The sequence below is a fragment of the Burkholderia cepacia ATCC 25416 genome (assembly GCF_001411495.1).
Classification (GTDB): Bacteria; Pseudomonadota; Gammaproteobacteria; order Burkholderiales; family Burkholderiaceae; genus Burkholderia; species Burkholderia cepacia.
In genome coordinates, this window is record NZ_CP012982.1 from 1631989 (window position 1) to 1648672 (window position 16684).

Genomic DNA, 16684 nt, shown 5'->3' on the forward strand with positions numbered 1-16684 from the left:
GTCTCGTCTGATTGACGTGGAATCGGACATCCCCAATCGGTTTCTCAAGGAATCCGTCGGCCAGACCAGACCGATTTCAAGCGGACCTTTCGTATATCCACCTGTACGCACTCCGGAACAACGGCGAATCGAATTTCATCGCGAGCTGGATCGCCGGGCGCACGAGTCGCTGCGGTAACTACTGAGCCCGTTCCGGCGTGCAGAGGTCGGGCGCAAGACGCTGCTCCGGATGCGTATCGGCGAGAGGCAGGCAGATCGCGGAGGTTTCATACAGCACCAGGTCGCCGTCGATCAGTACCGGAATGAGCCCGTTCGGATTGAGCGCGAGGTAGTCCGGCGACTTGTGTCGATCGTGCGTGCGGTCGACGTATTCAAGCTCGAACGGCTGGCCGATTTCCTCGAGCACGAAGTGCGGCGCCATGCTGGCGTTGCCGGGGTAGTAGAAAAGCTTCATCGTCGATTTCGTCCGGCGGGTGTCGGCGTCACGCTGCGGCAAATTCGATCGTGGGTTCGCAGCGGATCGGAAAATTGACCGAGTTCGCGATATAGCACTTCGCGTGCGCATCATGATGCAGATGTTCCGCCCGCTCGCGATCGTCGCCCGCCTGAATGGTCACGTGCGGGCGCAGCACGATTTCCGTGAAGCGGCCCGGCTCGTCACGGTCGACCATCGTGCCTTCCGCATCGTCGACATAAGCGAGCACGCGAATGCCCGCTTCGGAGCACAGGTGCAGGTACCAGAGCTTGTGACACGCCGATGCCGACGCCAGCAGCAGGTCTTCGGGGTTCCAGCGCGACGCGTCGCCTCGAAACGCCGGGTCCGATGAACCGGGAATATCCGGCTTGGAACCGGCCCGGATCACGTGATCGCGGCCGTACTCGCGATACCCCGACGTGCCGGTGCCGCGATTGCCCGTCCACGCGACCGCGACGCGATACTTGTGTTCACCAGATGCCATCTCGCTCTCCATTGATGTGGGTTGCTTCGACCGGGCAGGATTTCGTCGTACGGAGCCCGCCTGCGTCCGCCATTTTGGCACCGGATTTTCGTTTGGTATACCATTATTCCAAATTGACGGAACACACAGGCATGGAAGCCAAACTCGATTCCACGGCGGACGCGGTCGCCGCCTCGTTGCGCGACATGATCATCAACGGCGAGTTCGAAGCGGGCGAACGGCTCGTCGAGCGCGACCTCGCCGACCGGTTCGGCATCAGCCGGATTCCGATGCGCGAGGCGATCCAGCGCCTGGAGCGCGAAGGGTTGCTGGACATCTTCAGGAATCGCGGCGCCGTCGTGCGCATGCTGGGCGCATCGGACGTGCAGGAAATCTACGACCTGCGCGTGCTGCTCGAAGGCGACGCGATCTACCGAAGCGTGAAGCGGCTCGACGACGAGACGCTCGCGCGTGCCGAACTCGTCCATCGCCTGCTCGGCGATACGGCCGTGCCGCGCCGGCAGGGCGAACTGAACCGCGAATTCCATGCGTTGCTGTATTCGTGCTGCGGCAACGCACGGCAATTGCAAACGATCGCGGAGCTGCGCAGCCAGGTCGAACGGTACGAGCGCCTGCAGGGCACGCTGCTCGCCGATACGCCGTCGTTCCAGGTCGAGCACGAGGAGATCCTGCAGGCGTGCCGCGAGCGCAATGCGCGTGCCGCTCGGTCGATGACGGTCGCGCATCTCGAATCGGCCAGGCGCATCGTGATGGGGCTCGTCGAAGGCGACTGAAACCGGCGCTGCGTGTGCCGCCTGCTGCACCGCGCGCGGGCCGGGCCGGTCTTGTCGGGTCGCGCCGATCGCGGCGGCACCCTCCGTCGCGACATTCAACACATCGATACATCAAATCGACCGCTGCGCGCTCCCGCCGGGCGCGCGGCCGGTCGTCCCGCGCACCACCAGTTTCGGCAGCGACGCGATCCGCACGCGCGACGCAGCGCTGCTGCGCTCGCCCGCGTCGCGTAGCGCATTGAGCAATTCGACCGCGAGCCCGGCGGCCTCGGCAGTCGGGATCGCAACGGTCGTCAGCGTGGGGCGCGTGTCGCTGGCCAGGTGAATGTCGGTGATCCCGACGATCGACAGATCGTCCGGCACGCGCCTGCCGCGATCGGCCGCCGCATGCATCGCCCCGATCGCCGGCAGGTCGTTGGTCGCGACCAGCGCGGTCAGCCGCGGATGCGCGTCGAGCAGCCGCCCCGCCGCGCGCACGCCGCCTTCGATCGAATCGGGTTCCGCCGCGACGATCGACGCATCGAGCCCGGCTTCACGCATCACGTCGACGAAGCCGTCGTAGCGCGCCGCCTGAACGCCGCTCGCCGACCCGCCGACGATCACGCCGATCCGCTCGTGGCCCAGCTCGAGCAAGTGCCGCGTCGCGATCCGCCCCGCCTCCCTAAAATCGATCGCCACGCACGGCAATCCGTCTGGCGGCGCCTCCGGCCGCTCCCACAGGCACAGCACGACCGGCACACCGCGCGCCGCCACGTCGAGCAGATCGGGCAGATGCAGGTTCGCGTTGGTCACGAGAATCCCTTCGGAGATCGTGCCGGCAATCTGGTCGAGATACGCGCGCCCCTGCATCGGATCTTCATTCGTATTGCAGACGATCAGGAACTGTCCGTTGCGGCGCACCGCGCGCTCGACCGCCAGCGCGAACTCCGGGTAGAACGGGTTCGCGATGCTCGACACCATCAGCGCGACCGTCGGCGCGCGCCCTTCCGCCAGCGCACGCGCCGCGAGATGCGGCCGATACCCGAGCGCCTCCACGGCTTCCAGCACCCGCGCACGCGTCGCCTCGCCGACCCGGCCGCGCTCGCGCAGCACGTTCGACACGGTCGCGGCCGTCACGCCGGCGCGGCGCGCCACTTCATCCAGGGTTGCCATCGGTTGCTCACTATATGAGACGTCTATCCAGTATTTGCTTCGCTTACCGAAGCGGCGCACTATCGCCGCACACCCTGCCGCCCGACCGACGGGCGCGACTCGGCCGCGATCGCATCGCCTCTTTTTTTGATCGCGATGATTAAGCGCTTAATCAACGACGATGGCGCATTAAAACATGGAGCGGAGACAATGGCGAGCATCTCGATGCGGCGCGTGCAGAAAGCCTACGGCGATCACGCACCGGTCATTCGCGACGTCGATCTGGAGATCGGCGCGCACGAGTTCTGCGTGTTCCTCGGGCCGTCCGGATGCGGGAAGTCGACGTTGCTGCGGTTGATCGCCGGGCTCGAGGACCTGAGCGCGGGCGAGCTGTCGATCGACGGCCGCCGCGTCGACGACGTGCCGGCCGCCGAGCGCGGCGTCGCGATGGTGTTCCAGAGCTACGCGCTGTTTCCGCACATGACGGTCTACGAGAACATGGCGTTCGGGCTGAAGCTCGCGCGCGTGCCGAAAGCCGAGATCGACCGGAAAGTGCGCGATGCCGCGCGCATCCTGCAGCTCGACACGCTGCTCGAACGCAAGCCGAAGGCGCTGTCGGGCGGCCAGCGGCAGCGCGTCGCGATCGGCCGTGCGATCGTGCGCGAGCCCGGCGTGTTCCTGTTCGACGAGCCGCTGTCGAATCTCGACGCCGCGCTGCGCGGCCAGACCCGCATCGAGATCGCGCGGCTGCACCGGCAGTTCGAACGCGCGAGCGTCGTCTACGTGACGCACGACCAGACCGAAGCGATGACGCTCGCCGACAAGATCGTGCTGCTGCACGCCGGCGCCGACACCGCGCAGCACGGCAGCATCGCGCAGGTCGGGGCGCCGCTCGACCTCTACCACCACCCGGCCAGCCGCTTCGTCGCGGGCTTCATCGGCTCGCCGCGGATGAACTTCCTGCCGGCCGTCGTCACGGCGTGCGATGCCCGTCGCACGGCCGTCACGCTCACGCCGTCCGGCGAAACCTTCACGCTGCCGCGCGACGGCTCGGCGCTCGACGCCGGTGCCGCCGTGACGCTCGGCATTCGCCCCGAACACCTGACGCTCGGCGCCGCGCACGACGCCACGACACTCGCACGCGACGTCGCGCTCGTCGAACGCCTGGGCGAACAGACCTACGTGCACCTCGACCAGCCCGGCGGCCACGCGCTGATCGCGAAAGTGCCCGGCGACGCGCAGGTGCGTACCGGCGAGCGCGTGCACGTGCATGCGCCGGCCGCGGCCTGCCATCTCTTCACCGAAGACGGCCGCGCGGTGCCCGCGTGCGCCGACGTCCACGTTCACCACTACGCATAAGGATCGGGCATGCGCCTCGGAGTCTGTTACTACCCGGAACACTGGCCGGAATCGATGTGGGCCGACGATGCCCGCAGGATGAAAGCGCTCGGCATCGAGCAGGTGCGGATCGCCGAATTCGCGTGGAGCCGTATCGAGCCGTCGCCCGGCGAATACGACTGGGGCTGGCTCGATCGGGCGGTCGACGTGCTCGGTGCGGCCGGCCTCGAGATCGTGATGTGCACGCCGACCGCGACGCCGCCGAAATGGCTGGTCGACCGCCATCCGGACATCCTCGCGATCGGCGCCGACGGCCGGCCGCGCGCGTTCGGCTCGCGCCGCCACTACGACTTCTCGTCGCCGACCTATCTCGAGGCGTCGCGCCAGATCTGCACGGCGGTCGCCGAGCGCTACGGCCGGCACCCGGCCGTGCGCTACTGGCAGACCGACAACGAGCTGGGCTGCCACCAGACCGTCGTCAGCTATTCGCCGGCCGCGCTCGTGCGATTCCGTGCGTGGCTGAAGGCGCGCTACGGCACGATCGACGCGCTGAACCGCGCGTGGGGAACCGTGTTCTGGAGCATGGAGTATCGCCATTTCGACGAGGTCGATGCGCCCGTCGGCACCGTCACCGAAGCGCACCCGTCGCATCGCCTCGACTACCGGCGCTTCGCGTCGGACGAAGTCGCGCGCTATCACCGGATGCAGATCGACGTGATCCGCGCGCACTCGCCGGGCCGGCCCGTCGCGCACAACTTCATGCAGCTGTTCACCGAGTTCGACCATTACGAACTGGCGCGCGACCTCGACGTCGCGACGTGGGACAGCTATCCGCTTGGCGCGCTCGAGGAGCAATGGTTCGCGCCCGACGTGAAGGCGCGCTGGCTGCGCACCGGCCATCCCGATTTCGCGTCGTTCAATCACGACCTCTATCGCGGCATGTCGAAGCTGCCGTTCTGGGTGATGGAGCAGCAGCCGGGCCCCGTGAACTGGGCGCAGTGGAACCCCGCGCCGCTGCCGGGCATGGTGCGCCTGTGGAGCTGGGAGGCGTTCGCGCACGGCGCCGGTTGCGTGTCGTACTTCCGCTGGCGTCAGGCGCCGTTCGCGCAGGAGCAGATGCATGCGGGTCTCAATACGCCGGACAACCGGCTCGACGAAGGCGGCCGCGAGGCGCAGCGCGTCGCGCGCGAGATCGCGGTCGTACGCGACGCAGGTGCCGATGCCGACCCGAGCGGCGCGGTGCGTGCCCCCGTCGCGCTCGTGTTCGACTACGAAGCGAAGTGGCTGTTCGAAGTGCAGCCGCAAGGCGCCGATTTCCACTACCCGCGCTTCGCGTTCGAGTACTACGCGGCGCTGCGTTCGCTCGGCCTCGACGCCGACATCGTTTCCGCGCATGCGCCGCTCGACGGCTACCGGCTCGTCGTCGTGCCGCCGCTGCCGGTCGTCCCGGACGATTTCGCCGCGCGGCTCGCGGCCTCGGGCGCGCACGCCGTGTTTGGGCCGCGCACCGGCTCGAAGACCGTCGACCTCCAGATTCCGCCGACGCTGCCGCCCGGCCCGCTCGCGTCGATCCTGCCGGTGCGCGTATGGCGCGTCGAATCGCTGCGGCCGAACGTGACCGAGCGGATCGACGGCACGCTGTGCGACGGTGCGCCGCTCGCGGGCCATGCGCGCCACTGGCGCGACTTCGTCGAGCTTCACGACGACACGCGCGGCGTCGTGCGCGCGCGCTTCGCCGACGGTCACCCGGCCTGCGTGTCGCACGGCACGCTGCACTACTGGGCCGCGCTGTTCGACGACGCGACCACCGCCCGGCTGTTCGCCGATGTCGCGGCCGAAGCCGGCCTCACGCCGACGCCGCTCGGCGACGGCGTGCGCGTGAGCCGGCGCGGCGGCCTGACTTACGTTTTCAACTATGGCGACACGCCGCACACGATCGACGCGGTACCGCCGTCGGCGTTCGTGCTCGGCAGTGCGCAAGTCGGGCCGCAAGACGTGGCCGTGTATCGAAGCCGTTCGTAGCACCCCGACACCGGCGCCGCGATGCGCCGGTCACGCACAAGACGACACACAGGAATGGAGACACGCATGACACATCGCCCCCTTCGCTTCGCCGCCCGGCTCGCCACGGCCGCCGCTGTCGCACTGGCATCGCTCGGCACGACGGCGCCCGCCGATGCCGGCACGCTGACGATCAACATCGCGTTCAAGGGCGCCAGCCAGCGCGCGGTCTGGCAATCGACGCTCGACGCGTTCCACAAGGCGCATCCCGACATCGACGTGAAGGCGACCTTCGTCGACGAGGAAGCGTACAAGGTGCAGCTCCCCGCCTGGCTCACGACCGTCGCGCCGGACGTCGTGAACTGGCACGCCGGCGAGCGGATGGCGTACTACGCGAAGCGCGGGCTGTTCGAGGACCTGAGCGGCGACTGGGCGAAGAACGGCTGGGGCGCGATGTATGCATCGACGCGCGACGCATCGTCGTACAACGGCAAGCAGTACGCGGCACCGACCGTCTACTACTCGTGGGGGCTGTTCTACCGCAAGGACCTGTTCCGCAAGGTCGGCATCGCCGACGAGCCGAAGACGTGGGACCAGTTTCTCGACGCATGCAAGAAGCTGAAGGCGGCCGGCATCACGCCGGTCGCGCTCGGCGGCCGCGACGCGTGGACGCTCGCCGGCTGGTTCGACTATCTCGACCTGCGCCTGAACGGCAACGCGTTCCACCAGCAGCTGATGGCGGGCGACGTGCCGTACACCGACCCGCGCGTGAAGAAGGTCTACACGACGTGGAAGTCGCTGATCGACGCGGGCTACTTCATCGACAACGCGCTGTCCTACGATCTCGACGGCGCCCAGCCGTTCCTGTTCCAGGGCAAGGCCGCGATGATGCTGATGGGCACCTTCATCGCGGCGGGTTTTCCGCCGAACGTGAAGCAGGAAATGGGCTACTACCGCTTCCCGATCATCGACCCGAAGGTGCCGACCGCCGAGGATGGCCCGGTCGAATCGCTGCATATCCCGACGAAGGCGAAGAACAAGGCCGACGCGCACACGTTCCTCGCGTTCGTCGAAACACCCGAGATGGGCGCGAAGCTCGCGGAAGGCCTCGGTTCGCTGTCGGCCAACAGCAAGTCGCCCGAGCCGGCCGACCCGGTCTCGCGCATCGGCTTCCGGATCCTTGCCGACACGAAGGGCGGCGTCGCGCAGTTCTACGACCGCGACATGACGAAGGAAATGGCCGACGAGGGGATGAAGGGCATGCAGCAGTTCCTCGCAAATCCGGCGCAGCTCGATACGGTGCTCGCGCAGCTCGAACAGACCCGCAAGCGGATCTACAAGAAGTAACGCCGAGACCCGCGCGGCGGTGCTCCGTCGCTGCGGCTGTCCCATCGTTCGCTCGTTCAGGAGCCCTGCCGTGTCCAGTCCGATTTCGTCCCGACACCTCGAGCCGCCCGCCGCGCCGCCGGAACCGCCGCACCCTCGCGCGCCTGCCGCGGTTACCGCGGTTGCATTACCCGCGCGCCGCCCGTCGCCCGCCGTGCGGCGGCAACGGCGTGCCGCGTGGCTGTTTCTCGCGCCGGCCTGCGCGATGGTTGCCGTCTATGTGATCTGGCCGATCCTGTCGACGCTGTGGCTGAGCCTGTACAACTGGGACGGGATGACCGAGCGCACGTTCGTCGGTCTCGCGAACTATGCGGAGCTGCTGCAAGCGCCGGCGTTCTACACGGCGCTGCGCAACAACGTGATCTGGCTCGCGCTCTTCATGCTCGCGCCGCCGCTCGGCCTCGCGCTCGCGCTGTACCTGAACCAGGCGGTCGCCGGCATCCGGCTCGTGAAGTCGCTGTTCTTCGCGCCGTTCGTGCTGTCGGGTGTGGTCGTCGGCCTGATCTTCTCGTGGTTCTACGATCCGACGTTCGGGCTGCTCGCGCTGATCGCCGGACACGGCATCCCGGTGCTCGGCGACGCGCGCTACGCGACGTTCGGCATCGTGTTCGCCGCGCTGTGGCCGCAAACCGCGTACTGCATGATCCTGTACCTCACCGGCCTCACGTCGCTCAATCCGGAACAGATCGAAGCCGCACGCATGGAAGGCGCGCGCGGCTTCGCGCTGCTGTGGCACGTGGTGCTGCCACAACTGCGGCCGACCACGTTCATGGCGATCGTCGTGACGGTGATCGGTGCGCTGCGCAGCTTCGACCTGATCTCGGTGATGACGAGCGGCGGCCCGTTCGAGAGCTCGACCGTGCTTGCGTATTACATGTACGACCAGGCGATCAAGTACTACCGGCTCGGCTATTCCGCGTCGATCGCGGTCGTGCTGTTCGCGATCATGCTCGTCTACATCGTGTTCCAGTTGCGCCGCCTGCTGCGCAACGAGCAGTGACCTGACCTTCCGGGGATGCCTTCATCATGTTTCCGACACCCGTTGCCCAATGGAAGCCGGTATCGCGCCGGCTGTACAAGCTGTCGCTGCCCGTCGCGCTCGTGATCTGGCTGCTGCCGATGATCGCGGTGTTCGTCACGTCGGTGCGCTCGACCGAGGAACTCGTCGAAGGCCACTACTGGGGCTGGCCGCGGCACTTCTCGATGATCGAGAACTATCGCGATGCACTGACCACGTCGCCGATGCTGCATTACTTCTGGAACAGCGTGCAGATCACGGTGCCGTCCGTGCTTGGCTCGATCGCGCTCGCGGCGATGGCGGGCTTTGCGCTTGCGACCTACAAGTTTCGCGGGAGCACGGCGCTGTTCGGCACGTTCGTCGCGGGTAATTTCGTGCCGGTGCAGGTGCTGATGATTCCGGTGCGGGACTTGTCGCTGCGGCTCGGTGTGTTCAATACGGTCGAGGCGCTGATCCTGTTTCATGTCGCGTTCCAGACGGGGTTCTGCACGCTGTTCCTGCGCAACTTCATCAAGCAGCTGCCGTTCGAGCTGATCGAGGCGGCGCGAATCGAAGGGGCGGGGGAATGGACGGTGTTCTGGCGGATCGTGTTGCCGTTGATCCGGCCGGCGCTGGCTGCACTGGCGATTCTCGTTTTTACGTTCGTGTGGAATGACTACTTCTGGGCGCTGTGTCTCACGCAAGGGGATGAGGCTGCGCCGATCACGGCAGGGGTTGCCGCGTTGAAGGGGCAATGGACGACGTCGTGGAACCTCGTGTCGGCCGGGTCGATCCTGGCGGCGTTGCCGTCCGTCGCGATGTTCTTCGCGATGCAGAAGCATTTTGTGGCGGGGCTGACGTTCGGGGCGACCAAAGGCTGAACGCGCGCAGCCCTGCGTATTCGTATCTCCCCCCTCCGCATCGAGAGGTTGCCCGCTTCGGCGGGCTTTTTTGCTGCCATATTGTGGCGAGAAGCGCAGTACGGACCCTGCATTCGACCAGTAACAGCCGAGGGCCACAAGAAAATGCGGTCTCTCAACTCCGAAGCTCGGCGCGAGCAGAGGCAGGTTCGTCAGCCGGAGCGCCTTGAAGGGCATGACTTCTTAGCTAGCCAATGGGGCACCACCCAGGAGCAGGTTGATCTGCCGTGATCTTGCTGAGCATCTCTACTACTTCCGCTCGACTCACGAGTTGGCCTTTGACTACGGGCTCCTCGGTTAGGCGGCTGATGAAATACTGCCGACCTTCTTCACTCAATGAATACGCTCCGTCACCATGACGAAGAAGGCGGCCTGACTCGAGATGTGTCCGATAGTTGCCCATGAAGCGGGAAATATCGAAGCGCTCACCTGCCAATAACCCGGTTGCTTCCAGAATCGCCTGCATGTAAGCCCGCATAGCGCGTGAATTTGCTGCGGGAGGAACTGCCAGTTTATAAAGGACTCGCACACGTTTTCCTTCTCATGCGCCGCATCTGACTTGAGCTATGGCGCAATGTTTTCCTTCCGCTTATTGAGGGGGAAGGCTCAATTCGCCCCCGCGGATGATGGGTTGGACCTCTCTCCTTGGTCAGGCGTGTAGTACGTCTTGTCTCGATTCCCTCGGGGAAGGTAGCAGTATTTCCCAGTTGTCTTCGTGAAGCTTTACGCGTGATTCAATGGACTTCAGACTCATGGTCAGGGTTCGTTTGCCATCACGCCTCTCTCCATTCGGCGTAGAGAGAAGGGCGTCAAGTTCCCCATGCTCAAACACAAAGAATCGACTGCGAGGATTTTTTCGATCGAGCAGCACAACGACAAGATAATCGAACCCATCTGCAAAGTTTCCGTTGACCGCCAGTTGATTCGGCCAATCGATAGTTTTGACTTGAAGGCGCCTCGTGCTTTCGTTCGTTACGATCACTACATCCCATCCCTTCTGCGTTTCACCATGAGCGAGATAGGCCTCAATGTTTCTCTTCAAAAGCTCGCCAAGAACGAGGTATTCACCAATGGCGGCGGAGACAGAGCGATTGTTATTCATAGGGTTGAAAGATTGGCTACATATGCATTTTTTACAAAACTATAGCCTGCGGTCGATTGGCCGCTTTACAGCACTTGTTTGAAAGACAGCTATGCCGCCCCCGACTCGCCGCCCTTGATCCTCAACTGCGCATCCACCGCCCCGATATTCTTCTCATGCGACACGAGCATTTGCGTGAGCGCATGGTGCATATCCGGCTGCGCAAGCGTCGGCAACAACGCCTGCAGCTTCCGCACGACCCACCGCTGGCCACGATTCAGGAACGCGAGCCGCTCCGCCAGATCGTCGATCGCCATCGCCTTTTCATGGAGCGCCCCGGTGGCATGCGTCGGCGTCGCACCAAGCGAGCGAATCGCTTCGACCAGCACCGCACACCCGTGCGCCTCATCCTGCCGAATACCAGCCACGAGCCGATGAAGTTCGGGATCGTCGATTTCCGTCGCCGTCTCCGACGCCACCCGCGCGCCGGCACGCTCGGCTTCCAGCAGTTCGTTCAGCAACGCGAGCAGCGCGTCGCGCTGCGCATCGGCGGGATCGTCCGTTGCATTGGCGGGGCAGGCGTCGTGCCCGTCATCGTGGATCCGGTTCGACATGCGATGTCCTCCGTTTCGGGAAGCGTGGCGCACCGGTTCGTCCGGCGTGGTTCCGTCACGCACGGCTCACGCGACAGCGTCACGCATCACGGCAAACGACAGGAGGCCACACGAAGAATGGCTGACAGTCTGACATAGCCATGTGACACGCGTTGCCAGACGACCCGCCGCGCGTGATGCGCGTCAAGACACGCCGCAACGCGCAGCCGGGATCACGTCCACCCTTCAAGCCGCAACGTCGACCGCACGAGCCGCTGCTCCTCCTGCTCGATCTCCCTCAGATATTCGACGCACTGGCGGATATGCTCGCTCGCCGCCTTGCGCGCCTGCTCGGGCAGCCGCCCGGTCACCGCGTTATAGAGCCGCGCATGCTGGCGATCGATCTGCTTCTTCAACGGCTCGCGGTGATAGAGGTTGTTCACCGACGCAAACACCGAGCTCAGCAGCAGATCCGTCAGCGACTGCAACGTATTCACGAGCACCGGGTTATGCGACGCCTCGCAAATCGCGAGATGAAACGCGTGATCGAGCTTCGCGCGCGCGGCCGGGTCGAGATCCTGCGCATCGGCCGCGGTCATCTCGTCGTAGCGACGCTTGATCAGGATGAAATCGGCAGACGTTCCGCGCAGCGCCGCCAGTCGCGCGGCCTCCGTCTCGAGCATCCCGCGCACTTCGAACAGGTCGTACAGCGTGCGCGGCTGCGAGCCGAGCAGGTGCATCATCGGCGAGACTTCGCGCTGCGGGGTCAGGCTCGCGACGAACGAGCCCTTGCCGTGCGTCGTCTCGATGATCCCGCGCGCACGCAGCAACTTCATCCCTTCGCGCACGGCCGTGCGCGACACGCCGAGCTTCTCGGTCAGCCGCCGTTCGGACGGCAATGCCTGCCCGGCCTTCAGCACGCCGTCGACGATCAATTGCTCGATCCGCTCGGCGACGACATCGGCGACATTGCGCGCCGGCGCTTGTCGATCCTGCATTTCCATACTGGTATGACCACTTTGGACGGATGTCGCCGATTTTCTCATAAACCCTTGTCATGACTGGCTTTTACGTCAAGACCCACCCCGGCTTCACGGCGCGCCTCGAAAAACTGGTATGACCACGCCCGCGACGTATGGACACGCACCGGCCGGCCGCCAAGAATGCCGTCCATCCGGCGCGGCGCGTATCCCGCGGCCGCCCGCATGGCGAAGAGAGTGGAGACGGAGACACACGATGAGTTTCACCTACGACGAACGGATCGACGGCCCGCTGGCGACCGTCGGCCGCGACACACTCGTCGCCGCACTGCACGCGGCGGCGCCCGGCCTCGACGTGCTGCACGAGCGCGAAGCGCTCAAGCCGTTCGAATGCGACGGCCTCGCCGCCTATCGCACGGTACCGCTCGCGGTCGTGCTGCCCGACACGGTCGAGCAGGTGCGCGCGGTGCTGCGCGTCGCCGCCGCGCTCGGCGTGCCGGTGGTCGCGCGCGGCGCGGGAACCGGGCTGTCGGGCGGCGCGATGCCGCTCGAAAAGGGCCTCCTGCTCGTGATGGCGAAGTTCAACCGGATTCTCGACATCGACCCCGATGCCGGCGTCGCGCGCGTGCAGCCCGGCGTGCGCAACCTCGCGATCTCGCAGGCAGCCGCACCGCACGGCCTCTACTACGCGCCCGATCCGTCGTCGCAGATCGCGTGCTCGATCGGCGGCAACGTCGCCGAAAACGCGGGCGGCGTGCACTGCCTGAAATACGGGCTCACGGTGCACAACATCCTGAAGGTCGAGATCCTGACGATCGACGGCGATACGCTCACGCTCGGCACCGACGCGCTCGACGCCCCCGGCTTCGACCTGCTCGCATTGTTCACCGGCTCGGAAGGGATGCTCGGCATCGTCACCGAAGTGACCGTGAAGCTGCTGCCGAAGCCGCCGAGCGTGAAGGTGCTGATGGCGAGCTTCGACGACGTCGCCGAAGCCGGTGCCGCCGTCGCGCGGATCATCGGCGCGGGCGTGATCCCCGGCGGCCTCGAGATGATGGACAACCTCGCGATCCGCGCGGCCGAGGATTTCATCCACGCGGGCTATCCGGTCGACGCACAGGCGATCCTGCTGTGCGAACTCGACGGCTCGCCCGCCGACGTCGACGAAGATGCCGAACGCGTCGCCACGCTGCTGCGCGATGCCGGTGCATCGGAGATCCGCGTCGCGCGCGACGAGGCGGAGCGCCAACGCTTCTGGGCCGGTCGCAAGAACGCGTTCCCCGCGGTCGGCCGCATGTCACCCGACTACTACTGCATGGACGGCACGATCCCGCGCCGCGAGCTGCCGCGCGTACTCGAAGGAATCGCCGCGCTGTCCGTCGAATACGGGCTGCCGGTCGCGAACGTGTTCCACGCGGGCGACGGCAACATGCACCCGCTGATCCTGTTCGACGCGAACCGCCCCGGCGAACTCGACCGCGCGGAAGCGCTGGGTGGAAAGATCCTCGAGCTGTGCGTCGCGGCGGGCGGCAGCATCACCGGCGAGCACGGCGTCGGGCGCGAGAAGATCAACCAGATGTGCGTGCAGTTCAACGCCGACGAAATCACGTTCTTCCACGCGGTGAAGGCCGCGTTCGATCCGCAGGGCCTGCTCAATCCCGGCAAGAACATCCCGACGCTGCACCGCTGCGCCGAATTCGGCGCGATGCACGTCCATCACGGCAAGCTGCCGTTTCCCGAACTGGAGCGTTTCTGATGCGACGCGAAATCGAATCGATCGACGACAGCGCGGCACTCGTCGCCCAGGTCGACGCGGCGATCCACGACCGCCAGCCGCTGCACATTCGCGGCGCCGGCACCAAGACGTTCCTCGGGCGCCCAGTCGAAGGCCGCACGCTCGACGTGCGCACGCATCGCGGCGTCGTGTCCTATGACCCGACCGAACTCGTCGTCACCGCGCGCGCGGGCACGCCGCTCGCCGACCTCGAAGCGATGCTCGATTCGGCCGGCCAGATGCTGCCGTGCGAGCCGCCGTCGTTCGGCGGCGCGGCCACGGTCGGCGGCATGGTCGCGGCGGCGCTGTCGGGCCCGCGCCGCCCGTGGGCCGGCGCGGTACGCGACTTCGTGCTCGGCTGCCGCGTGATCACCGGCCACGCGAAACACCTGCGCTTCGGCGGCGAGGTGATGAAGAACGTCGCGGGCTACGACGTGTCGCGGTTGCTCGCGGGCAGCTTCGGCTGTCTCGGCGTCGTGACCGAGGTGTCGCTGAAGGTGCTGCCGAAGCCCCGTGCGACGTGCGATCTCGCGTTGCCGCTCGCGGTGGACGAAGCCGTGCAGCGCGTCGCCGCATGGCGGCGCGCGGGGCTGCCGCTCGCGGGCGCCTGCCACGCGGACGGCGTGCTGCGCGTGCGGATCGAAGGCGGCGAGGGCTCGGTGAAGGCCGCGCGCGACACGATCGGCGGCGACTGCATGGACGACCATGACGATGCGTTCTGGGCACGGCTGCGCGACCTTGCGCTGCCGTTCTTCGACGACCCGCGCCCGCTGTGGCGCGTGTCGGTGCCGGCCGCCGCGCCGCTCGACGCCCTGCCCGGCGCGCTGCTGGCCGACTGGGGCGGCGCACAGCGCTGGCTGAAAAGCGACGCCGCACCGGCCGATGTGCAACGGCTCGCCGCGCAATGGGGCGGGCACGCGACCTGCTTCACGCCGGGCACGACGCGCGAGCCGTTCCAGCCGCTGCCGCCCGCGCTGCTGCGCGTGCACCGCCAGCTCAAGGCACAGCTCGACCCGCATGCGATTTTCAATCCCGGCCGCCTGTACGCCGATTTCTGACGCGAACCCGATCCCGACCCGCCGATGCAAACCAATCTCAGCGAAGCAAGCAAGGCCCTCGCCCGGGCCGACGAAGCGGAAGCGATCCTGCGCGCGTGCGTGCACTGCGGCTTCTGCAACGCGACCTGCCCGACCTACCAGGTGCTCGGCAACGAGCTCGACGGGCCGCGCGGGCGCATCTACCTGATCAAGCAGCTGCTCGAAGGCGAGCCGTGCGGCGAACGCACGCAGCGGCATCTCGACCGCTGCCTGACGTGCCGCAACTGCGAGACGACCTGCCCGTCCGGCGTGCGCTATCACACGCTGCTCGACATCGGCCGCGCGGAAGCCGAAAAACGTGCGCAGCGGCCCACGCGCGAGCGCCTGCTGCGCGCGGGGCTGCGGCACGTCGTGCCGCGCCCGGCGACGTTCGCCGCGTTGCTGAAGGCCGGCCGCGCGCTGCGCCCGCTGCTGCCGGGCACGCTGCGGGACAAGATCCCGGCCGCCGTGCCCGCGGCCGCGCCGCGCCCGCCCGTGCGCCACGCGCGGCGCGTGCTGATGCTCGAGGGCTGCGTGCAGCCGTCGCTGTCGCCGAACACCAATGCGGCCGCCGCGCGCGTGCTCGACCGGCTCGGCATCAGCGTGAGCCCGGCGCGCGAGGCCGGCTGCTGCGGCGCGACCGAATATCACCTGAACGCGCAGGATGCCGGCCTCGCCCGCGCACGCCGCAACATCGACGCATGGTGGCCCGCGATCGAAGCGGGCGCGGAAGCGATCGTGCTGACGGCAAGCGGCTGCGGCGCGTTCGTGAAGGAATACGGCGACCTGCTGCGCTCCGACCCCGTCTACGCGGAGAAAGCGCGGCGCGTCAGCGCGCTCGCGCGCGACCTCGCGGAAGTGATCGCGGCCGAGCCGCTCGACGCGCTGGCCGAGTCGACGCCGCGCCGCGTCGCGGTTCATTGCCCGTGCACGCTGCAGCACGCGCAACGGCTCGGCGGCGCGGTGGAAAGCATCCTGACGCGGCTCGGCTTCGATCTGACGAATGTCGCCGACGGCCATCTGTGCTGCGGCTCGGCCGGCACGTATTCGCTGACGCAGCCCGAACTCGCGACGACGCTGCGCGACAACAAGCTCGATGCGCTTGAAGCCGCGCGGCCGGACCTGATTGTCACGGCCAACGTCGGCTGCCAGACTCACCTGAACGGCGCGGGCCGCACGCCCGTGCGCCACTGGATCGAGCTCGTCGACAACCGACTCGTCAACTGACCTGATTCCGGAGGATCTCCATGCAGACGAAACCCGAACTCGAACTGGCCGATGCCGACCGCATGCTCGCCGCCGCCCGTGCGGAAGCGGAACGCCACGGCTGGGCCGTGTCGATCGCCGTCGTCGACGACGGCGGCCACCTGCTCGCGTTTGCACGCCTGGACGGCGCATCGCCGGCCAGCGCCTGTATCGCGCAGGACAAGGCGCGGGCGGCGGCGCTCGGCCGGCGCGAGACGAAGGCGTATGAGGATATGATCAACGGCGGCCGCACCGCGTTTCTCAGCGCGCCGCTGACGGGGTTGCTCGAAGGCGGCGTGCCGGTCACGGTCGGCGGCCGGATCGCGGGCGCGATCGGCGTGTCTGGCGTAAAGTCCGAACAGGACGCGCAGATTGCCCGCGCCGGCACACAAAGCGTCGCGGTATGACCAGCCAAGCCGCGCGCGATTTT

The 16684-nt window shown here is 67.0% G+C and carries 14 protein-coding genes and 2 pseudogenes; 10 read left to right on the plus strand and 6 right to left on the minus strand.

From position 1 onward, the window contains the following. Positions 1–181: 181 nt before the first annotated feature. Positions 182–454, minus strand: a pseudogene (locus APZ15_RS24625) (glutathione S-transferase N-terminal domain-containing protein); the annotation flags it as partial. Between the two features lie 28 nt (positions 455–482). Continuing rightward, positions 483–959 (minus strand): OsmC family protein, encoded by a 477-nt coding sequence (locus APZ15_RS24630; protein WP_027790236.1) that lies wholly within the window; start codon positions 957–959, stop codon positions 483–485. A 131-nt stretch (positions 960–1090) separates the two neighbouring features. Between APZ15_RS24630 and APZ15_RS24635 the strand changes: the two genes are divergently transcribed. After that, positions 1091–1732, plus strand: a complete 642-nt coding sequence (locus APZ15_RS24635; protein ID WP_027790235.1) for a GntR family transcriptional regulator — start codon at positions 1091–1093, stop codon at positions 1730–1732. 111 nt (positions 1733–1843) lie between these two features. Here the strand turns inward: APZ15_RS24635 and APZ15_RS24640 are convergent, their stop codons facing one another. After that, on the minus strand, positions 1844–2884 hold the full coding sequence (locus tag APZ15_RS24640; protein WP_027790234.1) for a LacI family DNA-binding transcriptional regulator: 1041 nt from the start codon (positions 2882–2884) through the stop codon (positions 1844–1846). A 189-nt stretch (positions 2885–3073) separates the two neighbouring features. Between APZ15_RS24640 and APZ15_RS24645 the strand changes: the two genes are divergently transcribed. From APZ15_RS24645 to APZ15_RS24665, 5 genes are all read left to right on the plus strand, one after another. Then, the gene (locus APZ15_RS24645) at positions 3074–4222 is read left to right on the plus strand and encodes an ABC transporter ATP-binding protein (RefSeq protein WP_027790233.1); all 1149 of its coding nucleotides are present in this window, start codon (positions 3074–3076) and stop codon (positions 4220–4222) included. A gap of 9 nt (positions 4223–4231) precedes the next feature. Further along, positions 4232–6223 carry a beta-galactosidase gene (locus tag APZ15_RS24650; protein ID WP_027790232.1) on the plus strand — a complete coding sequence of 664 codons (1992 nt, stop codon included), beginning with the start codon at positions 4232–4234 and terminating at the stop codon, positions 6221–6223. 66 nt (positions 6224–6289) lie between these two features. After that, the gene (locus APZ15_RS24655) at positions 6290–7549 is read left to right on the plus strand and encodes an ABC transporter substrate-binding protein (protein ID WP_027790231.1); all 1260 of its coding nucleotides are present in this window, start codon (positions 6290–6292) and stop codon (positions 7547–7549) included. Between the two features lie 70 nt (positions 7550–7619). Then, complete coding sequence (locus APZ15_RS24660; protein ID WP_027790230.1) at positions 7620–8588, plus strand: carbohydrate ABC transporter permease; 969 nt, start codon at positions 7620–7622, stop codon at positions 8586–8588. Between the two features lie 26 nt (positions 8589–8614). Continuing rightward, positions 8615–9466: a carbohydrate ABC transporter permease gene (locus tag APZ15_RS24665; RefSeq protein WP_027790229.1), complete on the plus strand. Its 852-nt coding sequence runs from the start codon at positions 8615–8617 to the stop codon at positions 9464–9466. A gap of 688 nt (positions 9467–10154) precedes the next feature. On the opposite strand, the gene APZ15_RS41130 is transcribed toward APZ15_RS24665, so the two are convergent. The 3 genes and pseudogenes from APZ15_RS41130 to glcC form a co-directional block, all read right to left on the minus strand. Continuing rightward, positions 10155–10607 carry a hypothetical protein gene (locus APZ15_RS41130; protein ID WP_138143398.1) on the minus strand — a complete coding sequence of 151 codons (453 nt, stop codon included), beginning with the start codon at positions 10605–10607 and terminating at the stop codon, positions 10155–10157. A gap of 89 nt (positions 10608–10696) precedes the next feature. Beyond that, positions 10697–11137: pseudogene (locus tag APZ15_RS24675) on the minus strand (DUF6306 domain-containing protein); the annotation flags it as partial. Between the two features lie 275 nt (positions 11138–11412). Further along, on the minus strand, positions 11413–12183 hold the full coding sequence (gene glcC / locus APZ15_RS24680; protein WP_027790226.1) for a transcriptional regulator GlcC: 771 nt from the start codon (positions 12181–12183) through the stop codon (positions 11413–11415). A gap of 232 nt (positions 12184–12415) precedes the next feature. Between glcC and glcD the strand changes: the two genes are divergently transcribed. From glcD to APZ15_RS24700, 4 genes are read left to right on the plus strand one after another with little or no spacing between them, the layout of a single operon-like run. After that, positions 12416–13915, plus strand: a complete 1500-nt coding sequence (gene glcD, locus APZ15_RS24685; RefSeq protein ID WP_027790225.1) for a glycolate oxidase subunit GlcD — start codon at positions 12416–12418, stop codon at positions 13913–13915. Then, a complete protein-coding gene (gene glcE, locus APZ15_RS24690) occupies positions 13915–14991 on the plus strand; it encodes a glycolate oxidase subunit GlcE (RefSeq protein ID WP_027790224.1) in 1077 nt (358 codons plus the stop codon). The genes glcD and glcE overlap by 1 nt, the downstream gene beginning before the upstream one ends. A 24-nt stretch (positions 14992–15015) precedes the next feature. Further along, entirely contained in the window at positions 15016–16236 is a 1221-nt protein-coding gene (gene glcF / locus APZ15_RS24695; RefSeq protein WP_027790223.1) for a glycolate oxidase subunit GlcF, read from the plus strand. Positions 16237–16256: 20 nt separating this feature from the next. Beyond that, complete coding sequence (locus tag APZ15_RS24700; RefSeq protein WP_027790222.1) at positions 16257–16661, plus strand: GlcG/HbpS family heme-binding protein; 405 nt, start codon at positions 16257–16259, stop codon at positions 16659–16661. The last annotated feature ends 23 nt before the right edge of the window (positions 16662–16684 follow it).

What these genes read in the sequence shown, in the direction of transcription:
- APZ15_RS24645 (WP_027790233.1), top strand. Translation starts at nt 3,074, where the DNA reads ATGGCGAGCATCTCGATGCGGCGCGTGCAGAAAGCCTACGGCGATCAC.
- APZ15_RS24650 (WP_027790232.1), top strand. Translation starts at nt 4,232, where the DNA reads ATGCGCCTCGGAGTCTGTTACTACCCGGAACACTGGCCGGAATCGATG.
- APZ15_RS24640 (WP_027790234.1), bottom strand. Translation starts at nt 2,884, where the DNA reads ATGGCAACCCTGGATGAAGTGGCGCGCCGCGCCGGCGTGACGGCCGCG.
- APZ15_RS24630 (WP_027790236.1), bottom strand. Translation starts at nt 959, where the DNA reads ATGGCATCTGGTGAACACAAGTATCGCGTCGCGGTCGCGTGGACGGGC.
- APZ15_RS24655 (WP_027790231.1), top strand. Translation starts at nt 6,290, where the DNA reads ATGACACATCGCCCCCTTCGCTTCGCCGCCCGGCTCGCCACGGCCGCC.
- glcC (WP_027790226.1), bottom strand. Translation starts at nt 12,183, where the DNA reads ATGGAAATGCAGGATCGACAAGCGCCGGCGCGCAATGTCGCCGATGTC.
- glcD (WP_027790225.1), top strand. Translation starts at nt 12,416, where the DNA reads ATGAGTTTCACCTACGACGAACGGATCGACGGCCCGCTGGCGACCGTC.
- glcE (WP_027790224.1), top strand. Translation starts at nt 13,915, where the DNA reads ATGCGACGCGAAATCGAATCGATCGACGACAGCGCGGCACTCGTCGCC.
- APZ15_RS24700 (WP_027790222.1), top strand. Translation starts at nt 16,257, where the DNA reads ATGCAGACGAAACCCGAACTCGAACTGGCCGATGCCGACCGCATGCTC.
- APZ15_RS24665 (WP_027790229.1), top strand. Translation starts at nt 8,615, where the DNA reads ATGTTTCCGACACCCGTTGCCCAATGGAAGCCGGTATCGCGCCGGCTG.
- APZ15_RS41130 (WP_138143398.1), bottom strand. Translation starts at nt 10,607, where the DNA reads ATGAATAACAATCGCTCTGTCTCCGCCGCCATTGGTGAATACCTCGTT.
- glcF (WP_027790223.1), top strand. Translation starts at nt 15,016, where the DNA reads ATGCAAACCAATCTCAGCGAAGCAAGCAAGGCCCTCGCCCGGGCCGAC.
- APZ15_RS24635 (WP_027790235.1), top strand. Translation starts at nt 1,091, where the DNA reads ATGGAAGCCAAACTCGATTCCACGGCGGACGCGGTCGCCGCCTCGTTG.